The following is a 26,874-nucleotide window of genomic DNA, read 5'->3' as shown; positions in this document are numbered from 1 at the left end:
GGCGCCTGAGCCCGGGCGCGCACTTCTCGCCCTGGGCGCCTGAGCCCGGGCGCGCACTTCTCGCCCTGGGCGCCTGAGCCCGGGCGCGCGAGGTCCACCTCGGGGGCAGGGCCGGTAGAGTCGGGGCATGACCCAGTCCCCCAGCGTGACCCTGGCCGGCGGCGTCGACATGCCCCGGCTCGGCTTCGGACTGTACAAGGTGCCGCCAGAAGACGCCGCCCGGCTAGCCGGGGAGGCCCTTGCCGCAGGCTACCGCAGCCTCGATACCGCGGCGATGTACGGCAACGAGGCGGGGGTTGGACGGGCCGTCGCCGAGGCGGCCGACGGCGGTCTTCCGCGCGAAGACGTCTTTGTCACCACCAAGGTGTGGAACAGTGACCACGGCTACGATGCGACCCTGCGCGCTTTCGAGCGCTCGCTCTCCGCCCTCAGGCTCGACTACGTGGACCTCTACCTCATCCACTGGCCGTGCCCTGCGCGGGGACTCTTCGTCGAGACCTACCGCGCACTCGAGCGTCTTCTGGAGGAGGGGCGCGTCCGCGCCATCGGAGTCAGCAACTTCCAGCCCGAGCACCTCCGCCGCATCGCCGCGGAGTGCACCGTGATGCCGGCCGTGAATCAAGTGGAGCTCCACCCATGGCTCCAGCAGGACCTCCTCAAGACCGTCCACGCCGAGCTCGGGATCCGCACGGAGGCGTGGTCTCCGCTCGGCCGCGGCCGCGTCCTCGAGGATCCGGTGATCGGCGAGATCGCCGCAGCCCACGGGGTCACGCCCGCCCAAGCAGTGATCCGCTGGCATCTGGAGTGCGGACACATCGTCATCCCGAAGGCCAGCAGCGCCGAGCGCATCCGTGAGAACGCAGACGTCTTCGGCTTCGACCTGACTGCCGACGATGTCGACCGCATCACCGGGCTAGATCGCGGCCAGCGAACGGGCTCCAACCCGGATGAGGTGAACTGATGGCGGCTACGGCCGAGGCCGGCTTCCTCTCCCCGGCCATCGAAGCGCGTGAGCAGCAGACCACCCTCGAGGTGCTCGGCTCGAAGACGGCCGTCTTCACCTACGAGCCGGCCGGCAGCGGACGATCCGACGGCTCCCGAGGGGTCGAGATCCTCCCGACGATCCTGGCTATCCACGGCTTCCGGGGGACGCATCACGGCCTCCTCCGCATCGTCGACCTGCTGCCGGACGTTCGCGTCGTCATGCCCGACCTCCCCGGGTTCGGGGCGTCGTCGCCGCTTCGCGGCCGCCCACACGACATCGAAGGCTACGCAGGCTGGGTGACTGCCCTCGCCGACGAACTCGGGCTGGGGCCGGACACGGTGCTCCTCGGGCACTCGTTCGGTTCGATCGTCGCCGCACGGGTCTGTGCCGAGCACCCCGGCCGGTTCTCCCGCCTCGTGCTCGTGAATCCCATCTCGTCCCCCGCGCTTGACGGACCGCAGGGCGTCCTCAGCCGCCTCGCCGTCGGCTACTACCGCGCTGGGGCTGGCCTGCCTGAGTCGATGGGATCTGCCCTCCTGAGGCACCCGGGTATCGTCCGGGTCATGAGCGAAGCGATGGCCAAGACGCGCGACCCGGACCTCAGGCGATTCGTCCACGGCCAGCACGCACAGCATTTCTCGAGCTTCGCGAGCCGCGACGTGCTCCTCGAATCATTCCGCGCCTCGGTCTCCCATACCGCGGCGGAGGTTGCCGGCGAGCTCTCGCTGCCGGTGCTCCTCATCGCCGGCGATCGGGACGAGGTGGCACCGCTCGCAGCTGTACGGGACTTCCACTCACGGCTCGGGGACTCCCGCCTCACGGTGATTCCCGGCGTCGGGCACCTCATCCATTACGAAACGCCTCAGCCGGCCGCTGACGCGATTCACGCCTTCTTGGGCGAGCTCGAACCGAGGGCCGGCGAATGAGGCTCCTGATTGACGCCCGCTTCACCCGGACGGACCACCACGACGGGATCAGCCGGTACGGCGCGAGCCTCATCGAGGCCGTGGCGTCCCGCACCGAGACGGCAATGCTGATCAGCGACGAGCGCCAGCTTGCCCTCCTGCCCGACGTGCCCCATGTCAGAGTATCGAGCCCGCTCTCCCCCGCCGAGCTCTTCATCGCAGCCCGAGTCAACGGACTCGAGCCCGACGTCGTGTTCTGCCCCATGCAGACCATGGGGTCGTGGGGGCGCCGCTACCCGCTCATCCTCACCCTCCACGACCTCATCTACTACGAGCACCCGGACCCGCCAGGCTTCCTCCCCGCGCCCGTCCGCGTGCTGTGGCGTCTCTACCACAAGGCCTACTGGCCGCAGCGGATGCTCCTCAACCGGGCCGACGTCGTCGCGACCGTCAGCCGCACGACCAAGTGGCTCATGGCCGAGAAACAGCTCACCAAACGTCCGGTGCGCATCGTCGGCAACGCGCCCCAGGGGGGCCTGGTGCCTCGGGACCCTGAGGCCCAGCCGAGCCGAAGCCTGCTCTACATGGGTTCGTTCATGCCGTACAAGAACGTCGAGACGGTACTTGCCGCGATGGCCGCGCTGCCCGACTACACCCTGCACCTCCTCAGCCGCGTGAGCCCGGCCCGCAGAGCAGAACTCGAGGCGGCCATTCCGCCGGGCGCCTCGGTCGAGTTCCACGGTGGCGTGAGCGAAGCCCAGTACGAGGACCTCCTGCGGAGCGCGACGGCACTCGTGAGCCTGTCCCGGTCAGAGGGCTACGGGCTGCCGCTCGTCGAGGCGATGTCGGTCGGGACACCCGTCATTGCGAGCGAGATTCCCATCTTCCGGGAAGTCGGCGGCGAGGCTGCCCGGTTCGTCGATCCCGACTCCCCCGAAGCCTTCGCCGCTGCCGTGCGCGAACTCGAGGTGCCGCATACCTGGAGCGAGGCGTCCCGCGCCTCCGCGCGGCAAGCCGAGAAGTTCAGCTGGGACCATTCGGCGCAGGCTCTGCTCGAGGCTGCCGAGGAGGCCATCGAACGGTTCCGGCTCCGGCGTGACGGCGCTGCCTCGAGGTGACGGCGCTGCCTTGACGCTGCCCTAGATGAGGTCCGCGGCGTCGAGCCTGAGCTGCACCGGTTCTGAGCCGCGACGGGCAGCCTGAGCGATGCGCGTGGCTCTCAGCCCGCGCGAGACCTCCGGGCCATCCGCGATCGGGAAGAACGCGAGCAGTCGCCACGAGGCGTCTTCGGCTGCACCCTGCGAAGGGGGCGAAACGGGGACGGGACCCGCAGTGCGTACTCCCGGCAGGGCAAGCAGGGTCGCCGCGGCGCCCGCGAACGCGTCGACCGCCGCCCGCGTCCCGGTAACCGCCGCAATGCGCACCGCGGGGGGCAGTCCCAGGCTCCTTCGCAACGCGAGCTCGCGCTCCGCGAAGCCAGCGGGGTCCCACCGAACGAGGGCCGCTACGGCCTCGTGCTCGGCCGCCGTCACGACCACCCGACCGCCGCCGTCCGCCGGCCGAACGAGCGCCGCGGCGTTGAGCCAACGCCGCAGCGCCTCTTCGCCGGCCTTCAGGGTCTCCCGTGCGAGGAGGGAGTCGCCGTCGAGGAGGAGCGCAGCGGCGTATCCCGACGGCGCGACGGGTTCGGCGCCCACGGTGGCGACGACGAGGGCCGGGCTGTCGGGTACCTCGGATTTCACCTGATCGCCGGACGAGGTGATGACGACGGCGCCGGGAAAGGCGCGCCCGAGCTCCTCGGCAGTACGCAGCGCGCCGACCGCAGCCCGGCGGAACGAGCGCGCACCGCAGTGCGGGCAGGCCCACGCTCCGGCCGGCGTCCCGCACCAGCGGCACGCGACCGTGCGGCTCCCCCGGCTGACGGACTCGGCGAGCGGCCCCGAGCAGTGCTCACAGCGGGCGGGCTCCCGGCAGCGCTCGCAGGCGAGGGATGGTGCGTACCCAGCCCGCGCCACCTGGACCAGGACTGGCCCCTCGGCAAGCGCCTCGCGCGCTAGCTGCCACGCCGCGTGCGGAAGGCGCGCGATGCGCGCATACGGATCGCGAGCGGTCTCGAAGCTGTCCGCGGTGCTGACGACGCGCGGAAGCCGGCGGCGCACGAGAGACCGCGCCGGAGCAACGCTCTGGAGCCAGCCCGAATCGACGAGCCGCTGCGCCTCGACCGAAACCGTGTGGCCCGCGAGGAGGAGTGCGCACCCCTCGATCTCGGCGCGCAGGAGGCAGACCTCGCGCGCATGGAAGTAGGGCGCGCGCGGTTCGGCGTGGAGGTCGTCGCCGTCGTCCCAGCACACGACGAGACCCAGGTCCCGCACCGGAGCGAGGACGGCACCCCTCGTCCCCACCGCGACGCGGGCGCGGCCGCTCAGGAGGTCGAGGAAGCCGCGGTACCGCTGGCTCGGGCCGTCCTCGGCGGCGAGGCGGACGACGGGCTCATCGGGGAGCGCCGCCTCGAGCGCGGCCCGTACCCGCTCGAGGTCGCGGCGATCGGGCACGACGACGAGGGCTCCCCGCCCCGAAAGGCGTGCCGTGCGGACGGCCTCGGCGACGAGCTGGGGCCATCCCTGCGGGCCGTAGCCCTCGAGAGCCTGCACTGAGGCACGGGGACTGCCGCCCGCGCCGAGATGTCGAAGAAACGCGGGTCCCCGTTGAAGCTCGGCCCACACACCCGGTCCCGTGGCGAGATCTGGGATGCCGTCCGCTTGCGCGACGTCGGCCCCGCGGACCTCAGCAGCGGCGGTGGGTTCCGGGGCGGCGACGTCGGGAAGGTACTCCGCCTCGACGCGCGCCGCGCGGGGCGGAACGGCGAACCGCAGGACGTCCCCGAGGGCTCCGGCCCAGCGCTCCGCGACGGCCAGAGACACCCTCAGGACCTCGGGGGTCAGGACGACGGCGGGAGAGACCACCTTCGCGAGCGGCTGGAGGGCCACACCCGCGTCCGAGGACTCGACGCGGTCGAGGATGAAGCCGCTGTGCTCCTGTCCTGCGACTCGGACCCGCACCCGGACTCCGGGCTGGGCCGCCTCAGAGAGATCCTCGCTCACGAGGTAGTCGAACGTGCGGTCCAGCTGCGGGAGCGGCGACTCGACGCACACGCGGGCGACGGGAAGCTCGCGGGCCGCCGGGGGCGTCGCCGGAGCGAGTGTCGGCTCCGGAAAACCCAGCAGGAGCGAAGGCTGCGCAACCCGCGGAGCCGCTGAGCCCGATCCTTGCCCACTACTGGGCGTCGGTGCCGCCATCAGCCGTTGAAGTAGTCCTTGAGGGCCTGGACGCGATCGAGGCGCTCCCACGTGAAGTCCGGCTCGTCGCGGCCGAAGTGCCCGTGGGCAGCGGTCTTGGCGTAGATCGGCCGCTTGAGGTCGAGGGCATCGATGACTGCCTTCGGGCGCAGGTCGAAGATCTCGTTGATCGCTGCGCTGATCCGCAGCGGGTCGACGCTCTCGGTGCCGAACGTCTCGACATAGATCCCTACGGGACGCGCCTGACCGATCGCGTAGGCGATCTGGATCTCGGCACGGCGCGCGAGGCCCGCCGCGACGACGTTCTTCGCGACCCAGCGCATGGCGTAGGCCCCGGAGCGATCGACCTTCGACGGGTCCTTGCCCGAGAACGCGCCGCCCCCGTGGCGCGCGAACCCGCCGTAGGTGTCGACGATGATCTTGCGGCCCGTGAGGCCCGCGTCGCCGACGGGCCCGCCGATGATGAACGGGCCGGCAGGATTGAGAATGCTGCGGACGTGGGTGCTCTCGAGCTGGCTCGCGGCGAGCACAGGCGCGATCACGTGATCCGCCAGATCCGCCCGGAGCTGGGAGAGCTGAGTGCCCTCGGCATGCTGGCTCGAGATGACCACCGTCTCCACGGTCACGGGCTCGTCGCCGTCGTAGCCGACGGTCACCTGGGTCTTCCCGTCCGGCCGAAGATACGCGAGCTCGCCGCTCTTCCGCACCTCGGTGAGCCGCTCGGAGAGGCGGTGGGCGAGCCAGATCGGCGTCGGCATGAACGACGGCGTCTCGTCGCTCGCGTAGCCGAACATGATGCCCTGGTCGCCGGCCCCCTGGCGGTCGTACTCGTCCTCGAGCATGCCTTCGCGCGACTCGAGCGAGTTGAAGACGCCGTCGAAGATGTCCGAGGACTGCTGGCCGATCGACACGGACACGCCACAACGCGCGCCGTCGAAGCCATTCGCGGACGAGTCATAGCCGATGCTGAGGATCGTGTTGCGGACGATCTGGGGGATCTCGACGTACGCGTCGGTGGTGACCTCGCCGGCGACGTGGACGAGTCCCGTCGTCGCCATCGTTTCCACGGCAACCTTCGACTCGGGGTCGGCGGCCAAGAGGGCGTCCAGGATCGCGTCGCTGATCTGGTCGCAGATCTTGTCGGGATGACCCTCGGTGACGGATTCGGAGGTGAAGAGCCGGAGGGCGGTCGTGTCGGCCGGGAATCCGGCGCCATGGGGAGCGTGGGTCACTGCTCTACTCTACTTCCTGCCCCGCGACGAACCGGGGCGTGTGTTGCGCTGGGAGAAGCCGGCTCGAGCCCGTCTGTCAGCGGGCGTCGAGCTCACGGGCGAGGCGGACGACGACGGCGCGCGCCACCTCGTCCTTGCTGCCTGCCACATGCTCGGGGGCCGCTCCGTCCTTCGAGAGAATCGTCACACTGTTCTCGTCGAGGCCGAACACACGGTCGGTCCCCACCTCGTTGACGACGAGCAGGTCGCAGCCCTTTCGCTCCAGCTTGGCGCGGCCGTAGGAGAGCACGTCACCGGCCTCGTCGCCCGTTTCTGCCGCGAATCCGACGACCACTTGAGGCGATCCTGCCGCGTCCCGCTGCCGGACGAGTTCGACGAGCACGTCGGGGTTGCGGAGGAGCTCGATCGGCTCGTCCGGGGCGTCGTCACGCTTCTTGATCTTCGCGTTGCTGCGGCGTGCCGGGCGGAAGTCCGCCACGGCTGCCGCCATGACGATCGCATCTGCCGCCGCGGCGCGCTCCACCATCGCATCGCGCAGCTGGAGGGCTGACTCGACCCTGACGAGTTCGACGCCGTCGGGCGGCGCGACCTCGAGGTGCGCCGCAACCAGCGTCACCGCTGCTCCCGCCGCAAGCGCCGCGCGTGCGACGGCGACGCCCTGCTTCCCTGACGAGCGGTTGCCGAGGAATCGGACGGGGTCGATCGCCTCGCGGGTTCCCCCCGCGGAGACGACGACCCTGCGCCCGGCGAGCAGGCCGTCTTCAGGGGCGCGGGCGGCGTCGTGCGTTGCGTTCCGGCTCCGTTCCCCGGCGAAGCCGAGGGCGGCAGCGAAGATCTCCTCGGGGTCGGGCAGCCGCCCCGGGCCACTGTCCTTGCCGGTGAGCCGGCCCTCTGCCGGGTCCAGCACGTGAATGCCCCGCTCCCGAAGCACTGCCACGTTCGCCTGGGTGGCCGGATGCCGCCACATCTCGGTGTGCATGGCTGGCGCCATGACGACCGGGCACCGGGCCATGAGCAGGGTGTTGGTCAGAAGGTCGTCAGCGTGGCCGCCCGCCGCCCGCGCGAGCAGATCGGCCGTGGCCGGTGCCACGACGACGAGGTCCGCCTCGTGCCCGAGGCGGACATGGTTGACCGTCTCGACGGCCTCGAACACCCCCGTATGGACAGGCTTTCCGGAGAGGGCCTCCCACGTGGCCTTGCCGACGAAGCGCAGCGCCGCTTCCGTGGGGACGGCGGTCACGTCGTGCCCGGCCTCCGTGAAGAGGCGCAGGAGCGAAGCCACCTTGTAGGCGGCGATCCCGCCCCCGACACCCAGGACGACGCGCACGCGGCCCCGGCCTCAGTCCTGGGACTCGGCGTCGCCCTCGGCGCGCTTGGCCACGAGCAGGCCATCGTTGATCTCACGCAGCGCGATCGACAGCGGCTTCTCGTTGAGCTTCGTGTCGACGAGCGGGCCGACGTACTCGAAGAGGCCCTCGTGGAGCTGAGCGTAGTAGGCGTTGATCTGACGGGCGCGCTTGGCCCCGAAGATCACGAGCCCGTACTTGGAGTCCGACTTCGTCAGCAGATCGTCGATCGGCGGGTTGATGATTCCTTCGGGATTCGAAGTCACGACTTTCTCCAATGCACTGTGCGGTTGGCCTGAACAGCCCTCTAGCGCGCCGACTGGCGCGCGTGGGGGGTCAGGCCCATGAGTGAAACAAGCTCGTCTGCCGCGCGCCGCACGTCGTCATTGACGACAGTGAAATCGAACTCCGGCTCGGCAGCGAGTTCTATTTTAGCCGTTTCCAGCCTCGCCTGCTGTTCCTCGGGCGATTCCGTGCCGCGGCCCACGAGCCGGCGCACCATCTCGTCCCAGCTCGGCGGGGCCAGGAACACGAATCGTGCCTCGGGCATGGCGGCCTTGACCTGCCGTGCGCCCTGAAGGTCGATCTCCAGGAGCACGGCCTTTCCTTTGGCGATGGCGTCCTCGACCGAGGCCCGCAGAGTGCCGTAGCGGTTCCTCCCGTGGACGACCGCCCACTCGAGGAACGCCCCCTCCTCGACGAGCCGATCGAATTCCTCGGGGGTCTTGAAGAAGTAGTGGACGCCCTCGTGCTCCCCTGGGCGGGCAGGCCGCGTTGTCGCGGACACCGAGAGCCAGACCTCGGGGTAGTTGTCGCGGATGTACGTCGAGACTGTTCCCTTGCCGACGGCAGTGGGACCCGCGAGCACCGTGAGCCCGGTGTGCTTCGCGGCGCCCGACGAACGGCCTCCGCCGGTGGGTGCGCTCGTTGTACTGTCCACGCCTTTTCCCTAGCTCCCTCCGCCGGCCTGCGGCAATTCGTTCGGTTTGCGGCGTCAGTCCGCTCCTAGAAAATCTATCAGCGCGCGGCGCTGGTGGATGCCGAGTCCGCGCAGACGCCGGCTCGCGGCGATGCCGAGCTGGTCGAGGATTGCGAGCGAGCGCACGGGCCCGATGCCGTGGAACGACTCGAGCAGCTCTGTGACCTTGAGGCGCGCAAGGGCCTCGTCCTCGTCAGCCTGCCGAAAGAGCTCCTCGAGGCTCAGGTCTCCCGCCCTGATCGCAGACTTCGCTTCGGCCCGGCGTGCACGCGCCGCCGTCGCCTTCGACACTGCCCGGTTCCGTTCTTCAGCGGTCAAGGGGTTGAGTCCCAATGCTCGCCTCCCACGTAGATTGTCACGCGCACCCCCGCACGGATGACTCCGAACCTAGTCCGCGAGCTCTAGCGTGGCAATGCCGTGCGCCGCCCCACCGGGCTCACACCAGGTCCGCGAGCGTGCGCTCTGCCCTCTCCCGAAGACCCGAGCGCCCCGGTCCTCCCGCGAGGATCTCCCTGCTCGAGGTGCCGAGAACGCGGGATGCGGCTCGCCCGAACGTCGCCCGGAGAGCGGCGCCGTTCGCCCCCTGAGCGCCGATCCCCGGTGCGAGGATGGGGCCGCCCATCGCTGCTAGGTCCAGACCAAGACGCACGACGGCGTCCCCCACCGTCGCGCCGACGACGAGCCCGACGCTGCCGAGCGGTTCTCCGGCATAGCGCGCGTTCTCCGCACTCGCCGCCTCGCACACGGTCCTGGCGACCGAGTGGGCGCCCCCCACGTGCTGGACGGACGGCCCTTCTGGATTGGACGTGAGGGCGAGGACGAACACTCCACGCCCGGTCTCCGCCGCCGTCTCGAGGGCCGGGCGCAGCGACCCGAAGCCGAGGTAGGGGCTCAGCGTGACGGCGTCCGCAGCGAGCGGGGAACCGTCCCCGAGCCACGCGTCGGCGTACGCAGCCATGGTCGAGCCGATGTCGCCGCGTTTCGCGTCGGCGATCGAGAGCACGCCGGCGGCGCCGCAGGCGGCGAGCACCTCCTCGAGTACGGCCAGCCCGGCCGACCCGTGACGCTCGTACAGTGCGACCTGGGGCTTGAGGGCTGCCGCCAGGTCGGCGACCGCGTCGACGGTGGCGAGGGAGAAGCGGCGCAGACCGTCGACGTCGTCCGTGAGGCCCCATGAGGCGAGGAGCGACGGGTGGGGATCGATGCCCACGCACAGGGGTCCCCGCTCCCGCATCGCGGCGGCGAGCCGCGCGCCGAACGGCGCGCGGCTCGGCCCCCGGCTCGCCGCCTGGCGCGCTCGGGGACTCTGCTCAGACACTCGCCGGCTCCGCCGCCGTCGCGTCCGTTCCGGTGGTCTCCGCATCCCGGAGCTGTGCGGCGTGCTCCTGGAGGCTCGTGACCGTCCACTCGAACTGCCGCATCGCCTCGATCGCGAGGACTGCGAAGTTGAACTCGGCAACCGTGGTGATGCACGGCTTCCCGTTGGAGGTCGCCGCCGCCCGGATCTCGTAGCCGTCACCGCGCGCCTCGCCCCCGGACGGCGTGTTGAACACCATGTCGATCTGGCCGTCGTTGATGAGGTCGACGATCGTGCCCTGCCCGCCATCGACACCGGCGGGGCCGGGACCCTCGCCCACCTTGCGCACCACCGTCGCCTGGATCCCATTGCGCCGGAGCACCGCGGCGGTCCCGCCGGTCGAGTAGATCTCGAAGCCGAGGTCGGCGAGCTTCTTGACGCCGAGGATCACCGAACGCTTGTCACGGTTCGCGACCGAGACGAAGGCGCGCCCGGACGTAGGAAGGGCGTTGTTGGCCGCGGCCTGGCTCTTCGCGAACGCGGTGTCGAAGTGCCTGTCGATGCCCATGACCTCGCCGGTCGAGCGCATCTCGGGTCCGAGCAGGCTGTCGACGACCGTGCCCTCGGGAGTGCGGAAGCGGCTGAAGGGCAGCACGGCTTCCTTGACGGCGACGGCCGCGTTCGGGTTGATCCCGGCGCCGTCGCCCGTCTCCGGAAGCATGTGGTACGCAGACCGGAGCTGGTGGATGGACACGCCCGTTCCGATGAGCGCGGCGGCCTTCGCGAGCTGGACGCCCGTCGCCTTGGAGACGAACGGGACGGTCCTGGACGCCCTTGGATTGGCCTCGAGCACGTAGAGCACGTCGGCCGCGAGGGCGAACTGGATGTTGATGAGGCCGCGGACTCCCACGCCCTCGGCGATGGCGGCAGTCGCCTCCCGCACCCGCTCGAGGACATCCTCGCCGAGAGTGACCGGCGGCAGGACGCACGCAGAGTCGCCCGAGTGGATTCCGGCCTCCTCGATGTGTTCCATGATCCCGCCGAGGTACAGCTCCCGGCCGTCGTAGAGCGCGTCGACGTCAATCTCGATGGCGTCCTCGAGGAAGCGGTCGATCAGGACCGGGTGGTCGGGCGTGATTTCCGTGGCGTTCTCGATGTAGCGGTGGAGGTTGGGCTCGTCGTAGACGATCTCCATGCCGCGGCCGCCGAGCACGTAGGACGGACGAACGAGGACGGGGTAGCCGATCTCATCGGCGATCCGCTTGGCCTCGTCGAACGAGACTGCGGTCCCGTTCTTGGGCGAGACGAGGCCCGCGTCGTCGAGCACCTTGGCGAACGCGCCGCGGTGCTCGGCGAGGTCGATCGCCTCGGGCGACGTGCCGAGGATCGGCACGCCCGCATCGGCGAGCTGCTGGGCGAGCTTGAGCGGGGTCTGGCCGCCGAGCTGGACGAAGACGCCCATGACGCCGCCCGTGCGGTCCTCCGCCGCGATCACCTCGAGGACGTCCTCGAGCGTGAGCGGCTCGAAGTAGAGGCGCGTCGAGATGTCGTAGTCGGTCGAGACGGTCTCGGGGTTGCAGTTCACCATGACGGTCTCGTAGCCCGCCTTGCGCAGTGCCATCGAGGCGTGGACACACGAGTAGTCGAACTCGATGCCCTGTCCGATCCGGTTCGGGCCGGAACCGAGGATCACGATCGACGGCTTGGAGTGGAGCTCGACCTCGTCCTCCTCGTCATAGGACGAGTAGTGGTACGGAGTGTAGGCCGCGAATTCGGCGGCGCACGTGTCGACGGTCTTGTAGACCGGGCGTACGCCGAGCGCCTGGCGAACGCCGCGGACGACGTCCTCGGAGTGGTGCGTGAGGGCACCGATCTGCTCGTCGGAGAAGCCATGGCGCTTCGCGAGCCGCAGGATGTCCTCGGTGAGGGCGGGGGCGGCCTTGATCTCGGCGGCCACCTCGTTGAGGAGCTGCAGCTGGTCCAGGAACCACGGGTCGATGGCCGTCGCTGCGTGCAGTTCGTCGATCGTCGCGCCCCCCAGGAGGGCCCGCTGGACCTGCTTGAGCCGGTCCGTCGTCGGCCGTTTCGCCTGCTCGACGAGCTGGGGCACCTCGTATTCGGGCACGGGGGTGAAGTCGAGCTGCGCGCCGCGCTGCTCGAGCGAGCGCAGCGCCTTCTGGAGCGCTTCGGTGAAGTTGCGGCCCAGCGCCATGGCCTCCCCCACGCTCTTCATCGTGGTCGTGAGCGTCGGATCGGCGGCAGGGAACTTCTCGAACGCGAAGCGCGGCACCTTCACGACGACGTAGTCGAGCGTCGGCTCGAAGCTCGCCGGCGTCTTCTGGGTGATGTCGTTCGGGATCTCGTCGAGCGTGTAGCCGAGCGAGAGCTTGGTGGCGATCTTGGCGATCGCGAAGCCCGTCGCCTTCGAGGCGAGCGCCGACGAACGGGAGACGCGAGGGTTCATCTCGATGACGATGACGCGCCCTGTCTTCGGGTCCACGGCGAACTGGATGTTGCAGCCGCCCGTGTCCACACCGACCTCGCGGATGACGGCGATCGCGACGTCCCGGAGCTTCTGGTACTCGCGATCGGTCAGCGTGAGCGCCGGCGCGACGGTGATCGAGTCGCCCGTGTGCACGCCGACCGGATCGAAGTTCTCGATCGAGCACACCACCACGACGTTGTCGTTCTTGTCGCGCATCATCTCGAGCTCGTACTCCTTCCAGCCGAGGATGCTCTCCTCGAGGAGCACCTCGGTGGTCGGGCTGTACAGCAGGCCCTGGCCGACGATCCGGCGCAGGTCCTCCTCGGTGTAGGCGAAGCCCGAGCCGAGGCCGCCCATCGTGAAGGATGGGCGGACCACGAGCGGGTAGCCGAGCCACTCCGCGGCTGAGAGCGCCTCGTCGATGGTGTGCACGATCTGGCTCCGGGCAGACTCGGCACCGCAGCGCTCGACGACGCCCTTGAACTTCTCGCGGTCCTCGCCGAGCTCGATCGCGGCGATGTTGGCGCCGATGAGCTCGACGCCGTACTTCGTGAGCACGCCGTTCTTGTCGAGCGCGATCGCGGTGTTGAGGGCGGTCTGCCCGCCAAGCGTCGGGAGAATGGCGTCCGGACGTTCCTTGGCGATGATCTTCTCGACCACCTCGGGAGTGATCGGCTCGACGTAGGTCGCGTCGGCGAACTCGGGGTCCGTCATGATGGTCGCCGGGTTCGAGTTGACGAGGATCACGCGGAGGCCCTCGTCCTTGAGCACGCGAAGCGCCTGGGTGCCGGAGTAGTCGAACTCGGCTGCCTGCCCGATGACGATCGGACCGGAACCGATGACGAGGACGCTCTTGAGGTCTGTACGCTTCGGCATTACTTCGCTTCCTCGCTCTGGGTGGCTTCCAGCCCGGGCTGGCTTTCCAGTCGGCGTTGGTCTTCCATAAGGTCAATGAACCGGTCGAAGAGGTAGGCCGCGTCGTGGGGACCGGCCGCCGCTTCGGGGTGGTACTGGACCGAGAAGGCAGGGATGTCGAGGCACGCGAGGCCCTCCACGACCTGATCGTTGAGGCTCACGTGGCTCACCTCGACCCGCCCGTAGCGCTCCTCGGGGGCTGGCGTCGGGCCGTCCAGCGGGGCGTCGACGGCGAAGCCGTGATTCTGGGACGTGATCTCGACCTTGCCCGTGCGGCGGTCCATCACCGGCTGGTTGATCCCACGGTGACCGTACCGGAGCTTGTAGGTGCCGAAGCCGAGGGCCCGGCCGAGGATCTGGTTGCCGAAGCAGATGCCGAAGTATGGGATCTTCTCATCGAGCACCGAGCGGAGCAGTGCTACCTGACCGTCCGCTGTCGCCGGGTCGCCGGGGCCGTTCGACATGAAGAAGCCGTCGGGCTGGACCGCCTTGACGTCCTCAAGGGACGAGCTCGCCGGAAGAACGTGCACCCGCACCCCACGTTCGGCGAAGCGATGCGGAGTCATCGACTTGATGCCGAGGTCGACGGCGGCGATCGTGAAGCGCGGCTCGCCTTCCCAGCCGTGGTCAGCGGGCTCGACGGTGTACGTCTCGTCGACGCTCACCTCTTCGGCGAGACGCGCACCCTCCATCGGGGCGCTCGCGAGCACCTCGTCGAGGAGCTCCTTGTCGGTGCGCTGCGCGGCCTCGCCCGAGAAGATCCCGGCGCGCATCGTCCGGTGCTCCCGGAGGTGCCGGGTGATGGCGCGCGTGTCGACGCCTTGGATGCCGACGACGCCCTGCCGCGCGAGCTCGTCGTCGAGGCTTCCCTCCGAGCGCCAGTTCGAGGGGCGGCGCGCAGGGTCTCGGACGACATACCCCGCAACCCAGATGCGGCGGGATTCGGGATCTTCGCTGTTGACCCCGGTGTTTCCGATGTGGGGAGCCGTCTGGACGACGATCTGCCGGTCGTACGAGGGATCCGTGAGCGTCTCCTGGTATCCCGTCATGCCCGTTGCGAAGACCGCTTCCCCGAGCGTCGTGCCGACGGCGCCGTAGCTGCGCCCCCGGAAGACCCTCCCGTCTTCAAGCATCAGCACAGCGGGCGTGCTGTGGTTGGCCGCCCCGTTCGTCACATCAGTCACTGTTCACTCTTCTTCCTGGTCTGCTGGCGCGCTGCCGTCCTGGCGCCCCGCACTCATGAGGTCTTCTATCGCTGCCACGAGGGCAGTCTTGTCTTCTGGCCGTCGGGTCCGGAACCCGGTGTCAACGGCCCTCTCCCCGAGCCGCCACTCGAGCACCACCAGACCGTCCCGCTCGACGAACTTGCCCGCCATGCCGCTGCCGAGTCGGACCTCGACGAGATCCGGGGCCGGGACCCACAGGGGGCCCGAGCCCGCCCGGTCGAAGAGGACGCCGGCGTCGCACACCACTGCGTCTGCCCGTGTCCGGATCCCAAGCCCGTGCACGGCGATCCGGTCGAGCCAGTCGCCCGCCGACGTTGTCGTGACGTACTGGCCCTGCGCCCGGAACCGTTCGCTTCCGGGATCGTCCGGGAAGGTGCTCGGGGCGGGAACATCGGCCTGTCGTCGCTTGCGCGCCCGCCAGCCCGCCGCAGCGAGCAGGACGAGAAGCGCGGCGAAGATGAGCGACGTGACAAAGGTCAGGAGGTGATCGCTCACTGCGCCCCCACGGCCGCCGAATCGGGGTGTGGGGCATTGAGCGCGCCATCGAGGACCGTCGGATGCCCCCGGAAGAACGTCGCCACGACGCGGCCCGGGAGCTCGCGGCCCGCAAACGGCGAGTTCCGGCCTTTGGTCGCCTGTCTGGCGGGATCGACGGTCCACCGCGCGGCGGGATCGACGAGGACGAGGTTGGCGGGCTCGCCCTCCGCGATCGCCCTACCCTGGTCTGGGAGCCGGCCGATGGCCGAAGGAATGACGGACATTGCGTCGGCGACCCGCCGCCAGTCCATCAGTCCGCTCTCGACCATCGTCTGCTGCACGACCGAGAGGGCCGTCTCGAGCCCCGTCATGCCCATCGCGGCCTGGGCCCACTCGCATTCCTTGTGCTCGCTCGGATGCGGGGCATGGTCGGTCCCGACGACGTCGATCGTGCCGTCCGCGAGGGCCGCGCGGAGAGCGTCGACGTCCTCCTGGGTGCGGAGCGGCGGGTTCACCTTGTAGACCGGGTCATAGCTGCGCACTAGCTCGTCGGTGAGCCACAGGTGGTGCGGCGTGACCTCGGCCGTCACCGCGATGCCGCGGGACTTGGCCCAGCGGACGATCTCGACCGAGCCCGCGGTGGAGACGTGACAGACGTGCAGGCGCGAACCCACATGCTGCGCGAGCAGGACGTCGCGGGCGATGATGCTCTCCTCGGCGACGGCGGGCCACCCGGGCAGGCCGAGCACGGCCGAGACGATGCCCTCGTTCATCTGTGCCCCCGCGGTGAGCCGCGGCTCCTGCGCGTGCTGGGCCACCACGCCGTCGAACGCTTTGACGTACTCGAGCGCGCGCCGCATGAGCACCGGGTCGTGCACGCACATGCCATCATCAGAGAAGATGCGGACGTGCGCGGCCGAGTCGGCCATCGCACCGATCTCGGCCAGCCGCTCTCCTCCGAGCCCGACTGTGACCGCGCCGACGGGACGGACATCGACCCACCCGGCGCGGCGGCCGAGGCTGTGGACCTGTTCGACGACTCCGGCTGTGTCGGCCACCGGGCTGCTGTTGGCCATGGCATGGACCGCCGTATAGCCCCCGAGTGCGGCCGCCCGCGATCCGGTCTCGACCGTCTCGGCGTCCTCGCGCCCCGGCTCCCGCAGGTGGGTGTGCACGTCGACGAGGCCTGGAAGGGCGACGAGCCCGTCCGCGTCGACCACGGTGGCTCCTGCCGCGTCAGCAATGGAGCCGACGCGGGCGATCCGTCCGTCCTCGATCAGGAGGTCAGCCCGCTCGCCGCCGTAGAGCGATGCCCCCCGCACGAGGTAGGCGCCGGCCCGGGCGGCCGAGGCCTCTGGGGTGGACGCAGCCGGGGCAGACCCGTCTGGTACCGGGCTCGGAGTGGTCATCGGGTGGACTCCTTCGCAGACATGAGCAGGTAGAGGACGGCCATTCGCACCGACACGCCATTGGCGACCTGGCGGAGCACCTGGGAGCGGTCAGAGTCCGCGGCCGTCGAGGAGATCTCGAGCCCCCGCACCATGGGGCCGGGGTGGAGGATCACTGCATCCTTGAACGCCGGCGTGGCGAAGCGTTCGAACCTCTCGTCGCCAAGGCCCCACAGCCGCGAGTATTCGGCAGTAGACGGGAAATACGAGGCGTTCATGCGCTCCGCCTGGACGCGGAGCATCATGACGGCGTCGGGAGCCTCGTCCAGTGCGGCGTCGAGGTCGTAGCTCACCTCGCACGGCCAGTGCTCGACGCCGATGGGCAGGAGGGTGGGAGGTGCGACAAGCGTGACGCGAGCGCCGAGGGTCGTGAGCAGCCAGACGTTGGATCGGGCAACGCGCGAGTGGAGGATGTCCCCCACGATGACCACCCGCGCGCCCGCGAGGTCGGCGCCGGCGGACGGCGTCCCCGCAACGCGCGCAAGGTGCCGCCTCAGCGTGAAGGCGTCGAGCAGGGCCTGGGTCGGATGCTCGTGGGTGCCGTCTCCCGCGTTGACGACGGCGGCCTGGATCCAGTCGGTCATGGCGAGCCGGTGCGGAGCGCCGGCCGCGGAGTGGCGGATGACGACGGCGTCGGCCCCGATCGCTTCGAGCGTCTGGGCCGTGTCCTTGAGCGACTCCCCCTTCGAGACGGAGGAGCCCTTGGCCGCGAAATTGATGACGTCGGCCGAAAGCCGCTTGGCTGCAGCCTCGAACGAGATCCGGGTCCGCGTCGAGTCCTCGAAGAAGAGGTTGACGACGGTCCGTCCGCGCAGGGCGGGGAGCTTTCGCACCTCCCGGTCGTTGACGGCGGCCATCTCCTCAGCGGTGTCGAGGATGCCAATGGCGTCGCCGGGAGTGAGGTCTCGGGTCGAGAGGAGGTGCTTCATCGTGCTGTCTCCTCGGCGTCCGTACCTGCTGGCGACTCGATCGCGACATGGTCTTCAAGGAAGCCTGCGTCCCGGGGCCCGTCCGTTTCGGCGAGTCGCACCCGGACCTTCTCCACGGCCGACGTCGGAAGGTTCTTCCCCACGTGGTCGGCTCGGATCGGCAGCTCGCGGTGCCCGCGGTCCACGAGGACGGCGAGGCGGACGATCCTCGGCCGTCCGAGGTCCACGAGCGCGTCGAGTGCGGCGCGGATGGTGCGACCCGAGTAGAGCACGTCGTCGACGAGGACGACGACCTTGTCGTCGATCCCCTGCGCCGGGAGTTTCGTCGGCGACGGGGGCCGCGTGGGCTGTCGTGACAGGTCGTCGCGGAACATCGTGATGTCGAGCTGGCCGACAATCTGCTCTGCGATGATGCTCGGATCCGCGGCGGCAAGCTTGCGGGCCAGCCGGACGGCCAGCGGGTAGCCGCGGCGAGGAATGCCGAGCAGGACCAAGTCTTGAGGCCCCTTGTTGGCCTCGAGGATTTCGTGCGCAATGCGCGTCAGTGCGCGGTCGATATCCGCTGCGCTCAGGACGACGCGGCCCGAGGGCGCATGCTGCGCCGGGGCTGCGGTCCGTGACGCTCCGTTGTCTGCTGCAGCAGGTGCCAAGGCAGACCCCTTTCCCCGCCTCACAGGACGGAATTAAAAGGAAGTGAAGGCTGAACCGCCTTCAAAACTATCACAGGCTGTGGCTCCCTTCGGGTGGGTGTGGGCCACAGAACATTTCCGCGCTCACGCTGTCCGGCACGGCCCCAAGCTAGCCTTGGGGTCATGACGAGCAACGCGCCGTGGCCACCGCCAGCCGGGCGCCCCGGACTCCCGCCGCAGATCCTCTGGGACGTGCCCACGCCGCCGGCGCCCCGCCGCTCCCAGACGCCTGGTCTCACCGCGCTCCTGTTGGCGGGCGGAGTCCTCGTCCTCGCAGGTCTCGCCCTCGTGGTGCCGTTCCTGCTCGCGTCGACGGGAACGGGGGGCTTGGCTGTCGGCTTCGTGCTCTCGCTCGTGCCGCTCGCCATTGTTCTCGGAACGGTCGCGTTCGTTGACCGGTGGGAGCCCGAGCCGAAGCGTCTCCTCGCGTTCGCGCTCGCATGGGGGTCCGTGGTCGCCGTCGCAACGACGACCCTCGCCCAGCCGGTCTTCATGGCGACCTTCGCACCGCTCAACGCCGATCGCGACGCGACCCTGTCCTTCCTCGCGACGGTCGAGGCGCCGTTTGTCGAAGAGCTCTCGAAAGGATTAGGCCTCCTCGTGCTGTTCTTCGTGGCTCGCAAGTACTTCGACGGCCCAGTGGACGGCGTCGTCTACGGCATGACGATCGCAGCGGGATTCGCGTTCACCGAGAACATCCTGTACTTCGGGCGTGCCTTCGCCAGCGGAGAGGGCACGGCGACGGGCCTCGTCGTCGTCTTCATGCTCCGCGGGATTCTTTCTCCGTTCACGCATGCGATGTTCACCGGGACGCTGGGCGCCGTTCTGGGCTTCGCTGCTCGCCGGTGGAATGCGGGTCTTGGAATCGTGGCCTTCGTCGTCGGGTTGGTCCCCGCGATGCTCCTCCACCATTTGTGGAACAGCTCGGGCGAGAGCTTCTTCTTCCTGTACGTGGCCGTCCAGGTGCCGCTGTTCTGCGTGGCGATTGCGGGGATCTACCTCCTCCGCCGGGCCGACGCCCGACTGACCCACAAGCGGCTCACCGAATACGCCGTCGCCGGCTGGTTCACCCCGCTCGAGGTCGACATGCTGGCGACGCCGCGGGGCCGCCGTGCTGGTATCCGCTGGGCCGCCTCCCGGGGGCGTGCACCTGCCATGCGAGCGTTCATCCGCATCGCCACCGAGCTGGCCTACACGCGCCAGCGCGCGGTGAGCGGCAGGGACCTGGCGGGCTATGCCCTCGCCGAGAAGGGGTATCTCGACGAGGCGGGCCGGCTCAGGGAACTGATCGTCGCTCCCTGAACCGGCCCACCCGGCGTCGCCGAACCCTGGTGTCCCTGTTGCCTCAGGCGAGCAGCGTCGGCTTGAGCGACTGGAGCCGACCGAGGAGGCCGTTGACGAACGTCGGGGAGTCATCGGTCGACATCGTGCGCGCGAGGGCTACGGCCTCGCTCACCGCGACGCCGTCGGGCACCTCGTCGTTGAACAGCAGCTCCCAGGTGCCGATCCGCAGGATCACGCGGTCGACGGCGGGCATCCGCTCGAGCGTCCAGCCTTGCGCGTAAGTGCGCAGGATTTCGTCGATCTGGCCCTGCTTCGCGACCACGCCCGAGACGATCTCCTCGGTATAGGGGTTGATCTGCTGGTCGGTGCGCTCGAGGCGCCGCTGGATGACTTCAGACGGCGCGACCGAGCGCTGCTCAGCCTCGAAGAGGATGTCGAGGGCCCGGCTTCGGGCCTTGCCGCGGGCGCTCACTAGTCGTTGACACGTCCCAGGTAGCTGCCGTCGCGCGTGTCGACCTTGACCTTGGTGCCAGTCTCGAGGAACAGCGGAACCTGGATCTCGTAGCCGGTCTCCAGGGTCGCGGGCTTGGTGCCTGCCGACGAGCGGTCGCCCTGCAGGCCCGGCTCCGTGTAGGTGATCTCGAGGGTCACGCTCGGAGGGAGCTCGATGTAGAGGGGAGAACCCTCATTGAGCGCGATGAGCACCGACTGGTTCTCGAGCATGAAGTTCGCGGCGTCGCCGACTGCTTCGGCGGGGATGTGGATCTGGTCGTAGTCCTCCGTGTCCATGAACACGAAGTCCGTTCCGTCCTTGTAGAGGTACTGGTAGTCGCGGCGGTCGACCGTAGCGGTGTCGATCTTCGCGCCGGCGTTGAACGTGCGGTCGACGACCTTGCCCGAAGTGATGTTGCGCATCTTCGTGCGCACGAACGCGCCGCCCTTGCCCGGCTTGACGTGCTGGAACTCGATGACGTTCCAGAGCTGGCCGTCAATCTTCAGCACGGTGCCGTTCTTGATGTCGTTGGTCGTTGCCACGTATCCCTCTCATGTCTGCGTGCTGACGCCGCCGAGGCAGCGCCAGTCGCACGCGCGGAAATCCGGGGTCCATTCTACCCGCGGCCGAGCTGCGCCTTCCCGAGGGTCTCTTCCCCGCCCCTGGCCAGCTCTACGCGGTCGAACTGAACCGCTCTTCGCGGGCCCGGCCGAGCGCGACGGTGCTCGTGTAGATGAGGCTCGCGTCCGCCGCAGCTGCGACGCGCAGCTCAAGGGCCTTTGCAAAGGCGTCCTCGGCGGCTGCGAACTGGCCCCGCGTGAACTGGATCTTGCCGAGATACTGCTGAACGGTCGCCTCACGCGGCGTGCCCTTGACCTCGGCGAGGATCTGGCGCGCACGTTCGAGCGCCCGGTCGTTCCGGTTGCCAAGGCGCAGGACGTCGAGCTCGAGCACCTTGAGCTGGAAGGATTCGGGGTCGTGGTAGCGCGCCTCGACGATGAGCTCGGCGGCCCGGCTGACGTGGCCCCGGGCGAGCTCGACGACGGCGCGGTCCTGGACCGATCCACTTGCCTCGAGCGCGGCTTCGCAGCGTTCTTCGTCCACGACCACTGCATTGAGCGTGTCAGGGTCGACAGCGACGCCGGGGAAGCCCGCGTCGGGCCACTCGCGCCGGTCGATCATCATGCCGTGATTCCTTCGGAGATTTCCTGGTAGGCGGCAAACAGGAGCGAGGCATCGGGGACGTCGAGGATCCCGGGCCTTGCGACGTCGTCGAGCACGACGAAGCGCAGAAGGTCGCCGCGGGCCTTCTTGTCCCGGCGCATGCCGTCGAGGAGCGCCTGCCAGCGGTCCCCGCGATACGACGTCGGCAAGCCCAGCCCCTCGAGGATGCTGCGGTGCCGGTCCGCCACGCTGTCGTCCAGTCGGCCGACGCTCCGGGCGAGTTCGGCAGCGAAGATCATTCCCACGCTCACCGCCGCGCCGTGCCGCCATTGGTAGCGTTCTGCAAGCTCGATCGCGTGACCCAGGGTGTGGCCGTAGTTGAGGATCTCCCGCCGTCCGCTCTCCTTGAGGTCTGACGAGACGACGTCCGCCTTGACGGCGATGGCGCGCTCGACGAGCTCCCGGAGCGTAGCGGAACCGGGATCCGTGCTTCCCGAGGGATCGCCCTCGACGAGGTCGAGAATCGCGGGATCGGCGATGAAACCGCACTTCACGACCTCGGCGAGCCCCGAGACGAGTTCGTTCCGCGGCAACGTCGCCAAGGCGTCGAGGTCGGCGAGCACGGCGGCGGGCGGGTGGAACGCGCCCACGAGGTTCTTGCCTTCGGCGGTGTTGATGCCGGTCTTGCCGCCGACCGCCGCGTCGACCATGCCGAGGAGGCTCGTCGGGAGGTGGACCACGCGGACACCGCGCAGCCACGTCGCCGCGACGAACCCCCCGAGGTCGGTCACCGCCCCGCCGCCGACCGCGACAATCGCGTCGGAGCGGGTGAAGTCGTTCTGCCCCAGCACCTGCCAGCAGAACGCGGCGACCTGGATGTGCTTGCCCTCCTCTGCGTCGGGGATCTCCGCAGTGAGGGCCGTGAAGCCGTCGGACTCGAGCGACTCGCGGACCGCGTCGCCGGTTGCGCGGAGAGCGCGCGGGTGGATGACGAGGACTCGCTTGACGCGCTCGCCGAGAATCGGCGCGAGCCGGCCGAGGAGCCCGTGTCCGACGACGACGTCGTAGTTCTCGTGAGGCTGCGAGCCGGTGACTTTGATGACGGTGTGGTCGCTGCTGATATCAGTGTCGGCGCTCACGCGTCAGCTCCTTTTGGAGGGGAATCAACTGGTCCGCGACTGTCTGTGCCACCTCGTCGGCCGTTCCGCCGGCGGCGTGGACCCTGAGGGTCGCTACTGCTTCGTACAGGGGGCGCCGCTGTTCCATGAGTTCGCGCCAGCTCGCCTCCGCCTGCCCGTGGAGGAGCGGCCGGTCCTCGCTTCCCACGAGCCGCGGCGCGACGTCTTCCCACGCGACCTCGAGGTACACGACGTGGTGGCCCGCAACGCGCTTACGCGTCTCGGGACGCAGGATTGCTCCTCCCCCGAGCGCCACGACAATGCCGTTCGGGTGCTCCTCGGCGAGCACATCTGCGACAGCCTGGGCCTCGAGAGCGCGGAACTCTTCCTCACCGTGGGCGGCGAAGATCTCCGGGATCGGCCCGTGCTCCTTGACGATCCGCACGTCGGTATCCGCGAAGTCGGCACCGAGGATCCGGGCGAGCGCGAAGCCGACCGAGGACTTGCCGGAGGCCATGGGTCCCATGAGGAACACCGTGCGTCGGACCGCCGAGTGCGTTGCGGCAGGGGTCATCGCGTGATCGAGTCCATCTCGGTGGGAATGTGCTCGAGGAAGGACTCGAGATTGCGCTTCGTCTCCTCGACCGAGTCACCGCCGAACTTCTCGAGCACGGCCTGTGCGAGCACGAGCGCGACCATGGCCTCGGCGACGACGCCTGCCGCGGGCACGGCACACACGTCGGAGCGCTGATGATGGGCCTTGGCGGCCTCGCCCGTGGCGATGTCGATCGTGCCGAGCGCGCGCGGGACTGTCGCAATGGGCTTCATCGCCGCACGGACGCGCAGCACATCGCCGATGCTCATTCCACCCTCGATGCCGCCCGCGCGGTTCGAGGAACGCACGATCTTGCCGGACGCGTCGCGCACGATCTCATCGTGGGCCTGGGAACCCCGGCGGGCCGCGGTGCGGAAGCCATCGCCGACTTCGACGCCCTTGATGGCCTGAATGCCCATGAGCGCACCGGCGAGCCGCGCGTCGAGACGGCGGTCCCAATGGACGTAGCTCCCGAGCCCAGGCGGCAGGCCGTAGGCGAGCACCTCGACGACGCCGCCGAGCGTCTCCCCCTCCTTGTGCGCGGCGTCCACCTCGGCGACCATCGCCGTCGAGGTCTCGGCGTGGAAGCACCGCAGCGGGTCGGCGTCGAGGGTATCGACGTCGGAGGGAAGCGGAAGCGGTGCGTCCTCGGGGGCGGCAATGCCCGCGATCTGCGTCGTGTGGCTCACGAGCTCGATCCCGAGCTGACGGAGGAGGTTCGCCGCGACCGTGCCGAGGGCGACCCGGGCCGCAGTCTCGCGCGCGGAGGCCCGCTCCAGCACCGGACGCGCCTCGTCGAAGCCGTACTTCTGCATGCCGGTGAAGTCTGCGTGGCCAGGGCGCGGCCGTGTGAGGGGCGCGTTCCGCGCGACGCCCTCGAGGGCCTCCGGGGCGATGGGGTCGGCCGCCATGACCTGCTCCCACTTGGGCCACTCCGTGTTGCCCACCTGGATCGCCACCGGGCCGCCTTGGGTCAGGCCGTGCCGCACTCCGCCGACGAGCGTGACCTCGTCCTGCTCGAACTTCATCCGGGCGCCGCGACCGTAGCCGAGGCGGCGGCGCGCGAGGGCCCGGCGTACGTCCTCACTCGTCAGCTCGACGCCTGCCGGAATGCCCTCGACGATCCCCACGAGTGCCGGACCATGCGATTCCCCGGCGGTCAACCAACGCAACATGCCATCCATCCTGCCACGGGGCCCCGCTAGCGAGCTCGCTGCGGAAGGCCGACTGAGTTACACATCACATCTATGACGTCGAGCCGACGTGCATCTTCGCGTCCCGTGAAGAGGACGATCTGCTCGACCGCCTGGTACACGAGCATCTCGAGCCCGTGCAGGGTGCGGCCGCCGCGGGCCTCCCAAGCCTCCCCGAGCCTGCTCGGCCACGGATCGTAGGCGACGTCGAGCAGGACCCCGGTCTCGCCGTCGTCGGCGGGACGCGATGCCAACTCGGCCGCGAGCCCGTCCGCCGCCCGCGGGGGAAGGGTGCTCACGACGACGTCCGCGGAGGCCAGGGCGTCCGCTCCACCTTCGATCGCCTCTAGAGCGACGGCGAGCCCAAGCCGCTCGGCGAGGGCCGAGGCCTCCCCCGCGCGCCGCGGATCGCGGACGAGGAATCGCGCCGACGCCGCGCCCAGCTCGGCGATGGCCGCGACAGCGGCCAAGGCGGTATTGCCCGCACCGACGACGACGGGCGCAACGGCCCGCGCGACCCCCGCGTGCCGGAATGCCTCGACGATGCCGACCACGTCAGTGTTGTGGCCCACAAGGCGCAGCGCCCCCGAACCTCGTTCGAAGGTGACGGTGTTCAGGACTCCGAGGAGCGCCGCGTTGCCTTCGAGCCTGTCCATCGACGGGACGAGCGCAGCCTTGAGCGGCATGGTCACCGAGAGCCCGCACCAGCCGACCTCGCCGCGGATGCTGCGGACAAAGTCTCCGAGCTGCTCCGGGACGAGGTCGAACGCGCCGTACTCGATGTCCTCGCCGAGGGCCTCGTACGCCGAACGATGAAGGGCAGGCGAGCGCGAATGACCGATCGGATGGCCGAGCACGGCCGCCCGACGCCTGCCAGCCGTCACTGGCACTTCCCGGGGTTGGCGGTGCACCACTGCTGGTACTGGGCAACATTCGCTTGGTGTTCGGCATACGTCGACGCGAACTTGGTCTCACCGGTGTCGAGATTGACCGTGACCCAGTAGAGGTAGTTGTTGGCCGTCGGGTGGGCGGCCGCGGCGACCGCCTTCGAGCCCGGGGAGCCGATGGGTCCGGGCGGCAGGCCGGCGTGCACGTACGTGTTGTACGGGTTGCTCGCGTCTGCCTTCTGGGCGTCCGTGAGCTGGACGGTCTTGGTGCCGAGCCCGTAGGTGACCGTGGCGTCCGACTGGATGAGGCCGTTGGTCTGGTCGTTCGGCTTGAGACGGTTGTAGATGGCACCGGCGACGTTGCCGTAGTCGGCTTGGCCGCCCTCGGCTTGGACGATGCTCGCGACAGTGAGGACCTGGTACTGCTTGACCGGGTCGGTGATGCCGTCGGCCTTGAGCTCGTCCATCGTCGTCGACACCAGCTTGGTGATGATGTCCTTCGCGGACGTGCCGATGGGGAACTTGTACTCCCCCGGAGCCAGGTAGCCCTCGAGGCTCTTCGCCTGCGCCGGAAGGCCGAACTGCTGGGGCTGGCTGTTGAGTGTGTTGAGATCGTTCGGGTTCAGTCCGGTCGACTGCGCGATGGCGGCGAGCGAGTCGCTGACGCGCATGCCTGCGCTCAGTGCGAAGTAGACGATCTTGGAGTTGTCGCCTCCGAGGATTGCCGCCGCATCCGAGGACTTCATCTGCTTCTTGAACGTGAAGTCTCCCGGGTGCAGGCTTGCCCCGGTGCTCGCGAAGGCATTGAGGAACGTGTCGACATCCGCGATGACGCCGTCCTGCTGGAGTTCCTCGGCCACGGCGCGCGGCCCGGACCCAGGCTGCACCGTGATGCTCACCTGTCCTGTTCCGGGCCCCGGGTAGTCGGTGACCTTGTCCATTCCGAGGAGCGGGCGGAGGACGGCCGCACCCAGGAAGCACGCCCCGACGATCAGGGCCAGGGCGATCGTCATCGAGATGATCGCCTTGAACTGCCGCGAACGGCGGCGAGGGGCCTTGACCACTTCGGCCGAGGCGAAGACGGCCTCGTGCACTGTCGATTCCTCGGGGCCGACCGTCGCAGCCGAGCCCGAGAGGACGGCGTCAGCGGCCGCGACGACATCGGGCTCGGCCGTTGCGACGGTTGAATCGGGGACGGCGGGACGGTGATCCGCGACGTCGACGCTCGAGCCCGCCTGATGACGCGATGCAGCGTTCCGATGGCGCCCGTCAGGCCCCTCGGCAGGCTGGGCGTCCCATCCCGCCGCGGCCGCTCCGCCCGCGGGAGCAGATTCTGTCCCCTGTGGGGCAGCGGCCGCTCGGACGGCCTCTGCGCGCTTGATGACGGAGCTTCCGGCAAGGGCGGTCGCCGAACCGGTGGCCGCGAGCCGGGGCGCCGGTGCGTCGGAAGAGGAAGCCGGGCGGGGATCGGTCTGCAGCCCGGCCGACTTCGGCGCTTCGGCGCGAGCGCTCGGGGCGCTCGGGTTCACGGCTGGCAGGAAGCGCGTGGTCTGGGCGTCGACGGGATTGGCGGGGCGCCGGAGGCCCCGGGCCACGCGTTCCTCGGTCTCGTACACCGGCTCGCCCTTCACGGCGAGGTGACTGGCTGAGGCGGGAACCGGAGCGGGCCAGTCCGCCAGAGTGCGGCCAGTGCGCGGGCGGGACCGTGGCGCTGAGGCCGGGTCCGGGGGCGCCGATGCGGGCCGCGCATCGCCCTCGCCGCGCTCGGTCTCGGACGCCGGCTGGACGATGGGGGTCTGAGCGGTCGGCACGGTCGACGGCGGCCGGTGGGGTGAGGCTGTGGGCCCAGCGGAGGAGGCCGGCGCCGGATTCGACGCGGACTGGTCTCGCTGCTGTGTCTCGGTCACTGCACGCTCCCGAGCCCTGAGCTC

General features: G+C 69.7%; 25 protein-coding genes. 4 read left to right on the top strand and 21 right to left on the bottom strand.

The annotated features are described in order from the left end of the window. Positions 1 to 127: 127 nt before the first annotated feature. From V7053_RS00725 to V7053_RS00715, 3 genes are read left to right on the top strand one after another with little or no spacing between them, the layout of a single operon-like run. The gene (locus tag V7053_RS00725; RefSeq protein WP_334170336.1) at positions 128 to 961 is read left to right on the top strand and encodes an aldo/keto reductase; all 834 of its coding nucleotides are present in this window, start codon (positions 128 to 130) and stop codon (positions 959 to 961) included. After that, positions 961 to 1,911, top strand: coding sequence for an alpha/beta fold hydrolase (locus V7053_RS00720; protein ID WP_334170335.1), 951 nt, complete (start codon positions 961 to 963; stop codon positions 1,909 to 1,911). The genes V7053_RS00725 and V7053_RS00720 overlap by 1 nt, the downstream gene beginning before the upstream one ends. Further along, complete coding sequence (locus V7053_RS00715) at positions 1,908 to 3,008, top strand: glycosyltransferase family 4 protein (protein ID WP_334170334.1); 1,101 nt, start codon at positions 1,908 to 1,910, stop codon at positions 3,006 to 3,008. The genes V7053_RS00720 and V7053_RS00715 overlap by 4 nt, the downstream gene beginning before the upstream one ends. A gap of 21 nt (positions 3,009 to 3,029) precedes the next feature. On the opposite strand, the gene V7053_RS00710 is transcribed toward V7053_RS00715, so the two are convergent. The 13 genes from V7053_RS00710 to pyrR form a co-directional block, all read right to left on the bottom strand. After that, positions 3,030 to 5,186, bottom strand: coding sequence for a primosomal protein N' (locus V7053_RS00710; protein WP_334170333.1), 2,157 nt, complete (start codon positions 5,184 to 5,186; stop codon positions 3,030 to 3,032). Beyond that, positions 5,186 to 6,418, bottom strand: coding sequence for a methionine adenosyltransferase (metK, locus tag V7053_RS00705; protein ID WP_334170332.1), 1,233 nt, complete (start codon positions 6,416 to 6,418; stop codon positions 5,186 to 5,188). Before metK ends, V7053_RS00710 begins: the two co-directional genes overlap by 1 nt. Before the next feature lie 76 nt (positions 6,419 to 6,494). After that, the gene (gene coaBC, locus V7053_RS00700; RefSeq protein WP_334170331.1) at positions 6,495 to 7,745 is read right to left on the bottom strand and encodes a bifunctional phosphopantothenoylcysteine decarboxylase/phosphopantothenate--cysteine ligase CoaBC; all 1,251 of its coding nucleotides are present in this window, start codon (positions 7,743 to 7,745) and stop codon (positions 6,495 to 6,497) included. 12 nt (positions 7,746 to 7,757) lie between these two features. Beyond that, positions 7,758 to 8,030, bottom strand: coding sequence for a DNA-directed RNA polymerase subunit omega (gene rpoZ / locus V7053_RS00695; protein WP_138444270.1), 273 nt, complete (start codon positions 8,028 to 8,030; stop codon positions 7,758 to 7,760). Positions 8,031 to 8,071: 41 nt separating this feature from the next. Beyond that, positions 8,072 to 8,632 (bottom strand): guanylate kinase, encoded by a 561-nt coding sequence (gene gmk, locus V7053_RS00690; RefSeq protein ID WP_334170348.1) that lies wholly within the window; start codon positions 8,630 to 8,632, stop codon positions 8,072 to 8,074. A 126-nt stretch (positions 8,633 to 8,758) separates the two neighbouring features. After that, positions 8,759 to 9,076: an integration host factor, actinobacterial type gene (gene mihF, locus V7053_RS00685; RefSeq protein ID WP_334170330.1), complete on the bottom strand. Its 318-nt coding sequence runs from the start codon at positions 9,074 to 9,076 to the stop codon at positions 8,759 to 8,761. A 103-nt stretch (positions 9,077 to 9,179) separates the two neighbouring features. After that, positions 9,180 to 10,061, bottom strand: coding sequence for an orotidine-5'-phosphate decarboxylase (pyrF, locus tag V7053_RS00680; protein ID WP_334170329.1), 882 nt, complete (start codon positions 10,059 to 10,061; stop codon positions 9,180 to 9,182). Next, positions 10,054 to 13,401: a carbamoyl-phosphate synthase large subunit gene (gene carB, locus V7053_RS00675; RefSeq protein ID WP_334170328.1), complete on the bottom strand. Its 3,348-nt coding sequence runs from the start codon at positions 13,399 to 13,401 to the stop codon at positions 10,054 to 10,056. Before carB ends, pyrF begins: the two co-directional genes overlap by 8 nt. After that, positions 13,401 to 14,573: a glutamine-hydrolyzing carbamoyl-phosphate synthase small subunit gene (gene carA, locus V7053_RS00670; RefSeq protein WP_334170347.1), complete on the bottom strand. Its 1,173-nt coding sequence runs from the start codon at positions 14,571 to 14,573 to the stop codon at positions 13,401 to 13,403. Before carA ends, carB begins: the two co-directional genes overlap by 1 nt. A 54-nt stretch (positions 14,574 to 14,627) precedes the next feature. Then, positions 14,628 to 15,161 (bottom strand): PH-like domain-containing protein, encoded by a 534-nt coding sequence (locus V7053_RS00665; protein ID WP_334170327.1) that lies wholly within the window; start codon positions 15,159 to 15,161, stop codon positions 14,628 to 14,630. After that, positions 15,158 to 16,552 (bottom strand): dihydroorotase, encoded by a 1,395-nt coding sequence (locus tag V7053_RS00660; RefSeq protein WP_334170326.1) that lies wholly within the window; start codon positions 16,550 to 16,552, stop codon positions 15,158 to 15,160. The genes V7053_RS00665 and V7053_RS00660 overlap by 4 nt, the downstream gene beginning before the upstream one ends. Beyond that, entirely contained in the window at positions 16,549 to 17,520 is a 972-nt protein-coding gene (locus V7053_RS00655) for an aspartate carbamoyltransferase catalytic subunit (protein WP_334170325.1), read from the bottom strand. The genes V7053_RS00660 and V7053_RS00655 overlap by 4 nt, the downstream gene beginning before the upstream one ends. Further along, complete coding sequence (gene pyrR, locus V7053_RS00650; RefSeq protein WP_334170324.1) at positions 17,517 to 18,170, bottom strand: bifunctional pyr operon transcriptional regulator/uracil phosphoribosyltransferase PyrR; 654 nt, start codon at positions 18,168 to 18,170, stop codon at positions 17,517 to 17,519. The genes V7053_RS00655 and pyrR overlap by 4 nt, the downstream gene beginning before the upstream one ends. A gap of 162 nt (positions 18,171 to 18,332) precedes the next feature. On the opposite strand from pyrR, the gene V7053_RS00645 reads away from it, so the two are divergent. Further along, on the top strand, positions 18,333 to 19,511 hold the full coding sequence (locus V7053_RS00645; protein WP_334170323.1) for a PrsW family intramembrane metalloprotease: 1,179 nt from the start codon (positions 18,333 to 18,335) through the stop codon (positions 19,509 to 19,511). A gap of 43 nt (positions 19,512 to 19,554) precedes the next feature. Here the strand turns inward: V7053_RS00645 and nusB are convergent, their stop codons facing one another. The 8 genes from nusB to mltG form a co-directional block, all read right to left on the bottom strand. Then, positions 19,555 to 19,965 (bottom strand): transcription antitermination factor NusB, encoded by a 411-nt coding sequence (gene nusB / locus V7053_RS00640; protein ID WP_334170322.1) that lies wholly within the window; start codon positions 19,963 to 19,965, stop codon positions 19,555 to 19,557. Then, positions 19,965 to 20,528: an elongation factor P gene (efp, locus tag V7053_RS00635; protein WP_334170321.1), complete on the bottom strand. Its 564-nt coding sequence runs from the start codon at positions 20,526 to 20,528 to the stop codon at positions 19,965 to 19,967. The genes nusB and efp overlap by 1 nt, the downstream gene beginning before the upstream one ends. Positions 20,529 to 20,658: 130 nt before the next feature. After that, positions 20,659 to 21,171, bottom strand: coding sequence for a tetratricopeptide repeat protein (locus V7053_RS00630; protein WP_334170320.1), 513 nt, complete (start codon positions 21,169 to 21,171; stop codon positions 20,659 to 20,661). Then, a complete protein-coding gene (gene aroB, locus V7053_RS00625) occupies positions 21,168 to 22,271 on the bottom strand; it encodes a 3-dehydroquinate synthase (protein ID WP_334170346.1) in 1,104 nt (367 codons plus the stop codon). The genes V7053_RS00630 and aroB overlap by 4 nt, the downstream gene beginning before the upstream one ends. Position 22,272: 1 nt before the next feature. After that, positions 22,273 to 22,842, bottom strand: coding sequence for a shikimate kinase (locus V7053_RS00620; RefSeq protein ID WP_334170319.1), 570 nt, complete (start codon positions 22,840 to 22,842; stop codon positions 22,273 to 22,275). Then, the gene (aroC, locus tag V7053_RS00615; protein WP_334170318.1) at positions 22,839 to 24,038 is read right to left on the bottom strand and encodes a chorismate synthase; all 1,200 of its coding nucleotides are present in this window, start codon (positions 24,036 to 24,038) and stop codon (positions 22,839 to 22,841) included. Before aroC ends, V7053_RS00620 begins: the two co-directional genes overlap by 4 nt. A 26-nt stretch (positions 24,039 to 24,064) precedes the next feature. Further along, positions 24,065 to 24,940 carry a shikimate dehydrogenase family protein gene (locus V7053_RS00610; RefSeq protein WP_334170317.1) on the bottom strand — a complete coding sequence of 292 codons (876 nt, stop codon included), beginning with the start codon at positions 24,938 to 24,940 and terminating at the stop codon, positions 24,065 to 24,067. Then, positions 24,937 to 26,850 (bottom strand): endolytic transglycosylase MltG, encoded by a 1,914-nt coding sequence (mltG, locus tag V7053_RS00605; protein WP_334170316.1) that lies wholly within the window; start codon positions 26,848 to 26,850, stop codon positions 24,937 to 24,939. Before mltG ends, V7053_RS00610 begins: the two co-directional genes overlap by 4 nt. Between the last annotated feature and the right edge of the window lie 24 nt (positions 26,851 to 26,874).

The organism is Sinomonas sp. (genome assembly GCF_036848755.1).
Lineage (GTDB): Bacteria > Actinomycetota > Actinomycetes > Actinomycetales > Micrococcaceae > Sinomonas.
This window is presented reverse-complemented; position numbering and strand designations above follow the sequence as displayed.

What these genes read in the sequence shown, in the direction of transcription:
- V7053_RS00725 (WP_334170336.1), top strand. Translation starts at nt 128, where the DNA reads ATGACCCAGTCCCCCAGCGTGACCCTGGCCGGCGGCGTCGACATGCCC.
- V7053_RS00720 (WP_334170335.1), top strand. Translation starts at nt 961, where the DNA reads ATGGCGGCTACGGCCGAGGCCGGCTTCCTCTCCCCGGCCATCGAAGCG.
- V7053_RS00715 (WP_334170334.1), top strand. Translation starts at nt 1,908, where the DNA reads ATGAGGCTCCTGATTGACGCCCGCTTCACCCGGACGGACCACCACGAC.
- V7053_RS00710 (WP_334170333.1), bottom strand. Translation starts at nt 5,186, where the DNA reads ATGGCGGCACCGACGCCCAGTAGTGGGCAAGGATCGGGCTCAGCGGCT.
- carB (WP_334170328.1), bottom strand. Translation starts at nt 13,401, where the DNA reads ATGCCGAAGCGTACAGACCTCAAGAGCGTCCTCGTCATCGGTTCCGGT.
- carA (WP_334170347.1), bottom strand. Translation starts at nt 14,573, where the DNA reads ATGCTTGAAGACGGGAGGGTCTTCCGGGGGCGCAGCTACGGCGCCGTC.
- V7053_RS00660 (WP_334170326.1), bottom strand. Translation starts at nt 16,552, where the DNA reads ATGACCACTCCGAGCCCGGTACCAGACGGGTCTGCCCCGGCTGCGTCC.
- V7053_RS00655 (WP_334170325.1), bottom strand. Translation starts at nt 17,520, where the DNA reads ATGAAGCACCTCCTCTCGACCCGAGACCTCACTCCCGGCGACGCCATT.
- V7053_RS00645 (WP_334170323.1), top strand. Translation starts at nt 18,333, where the DNA reads ATGACGAGCAACGCGCCGTGGCCACCGCCAGCCGGGCGCCCCGGACTC.
- V7053_RS00630 (WP_334170320.1), bottom strand. Translation starts at nt 21,171, where the DNA reads ATGATGATCGACCGGCGCGAGTGGCCCGACGCGGGCTTCCCCGGCGTC.
- V7053_RS00620 (WP_334170319.1), bottom strand. Translation starts at nt 22,842, where the DNA reads ATGACCCCTGCCGCAACGCACTCGGCGGTCCGACGCACGGTGTTCCTC.
- aroC (WP_334170318.1), bottom strand. Translation starts at nt 24,038, where the DNA reads ATGTTGCGTTGGTTGACCGCCGGGGAATCGCATGGTCCGGCACTCGTG.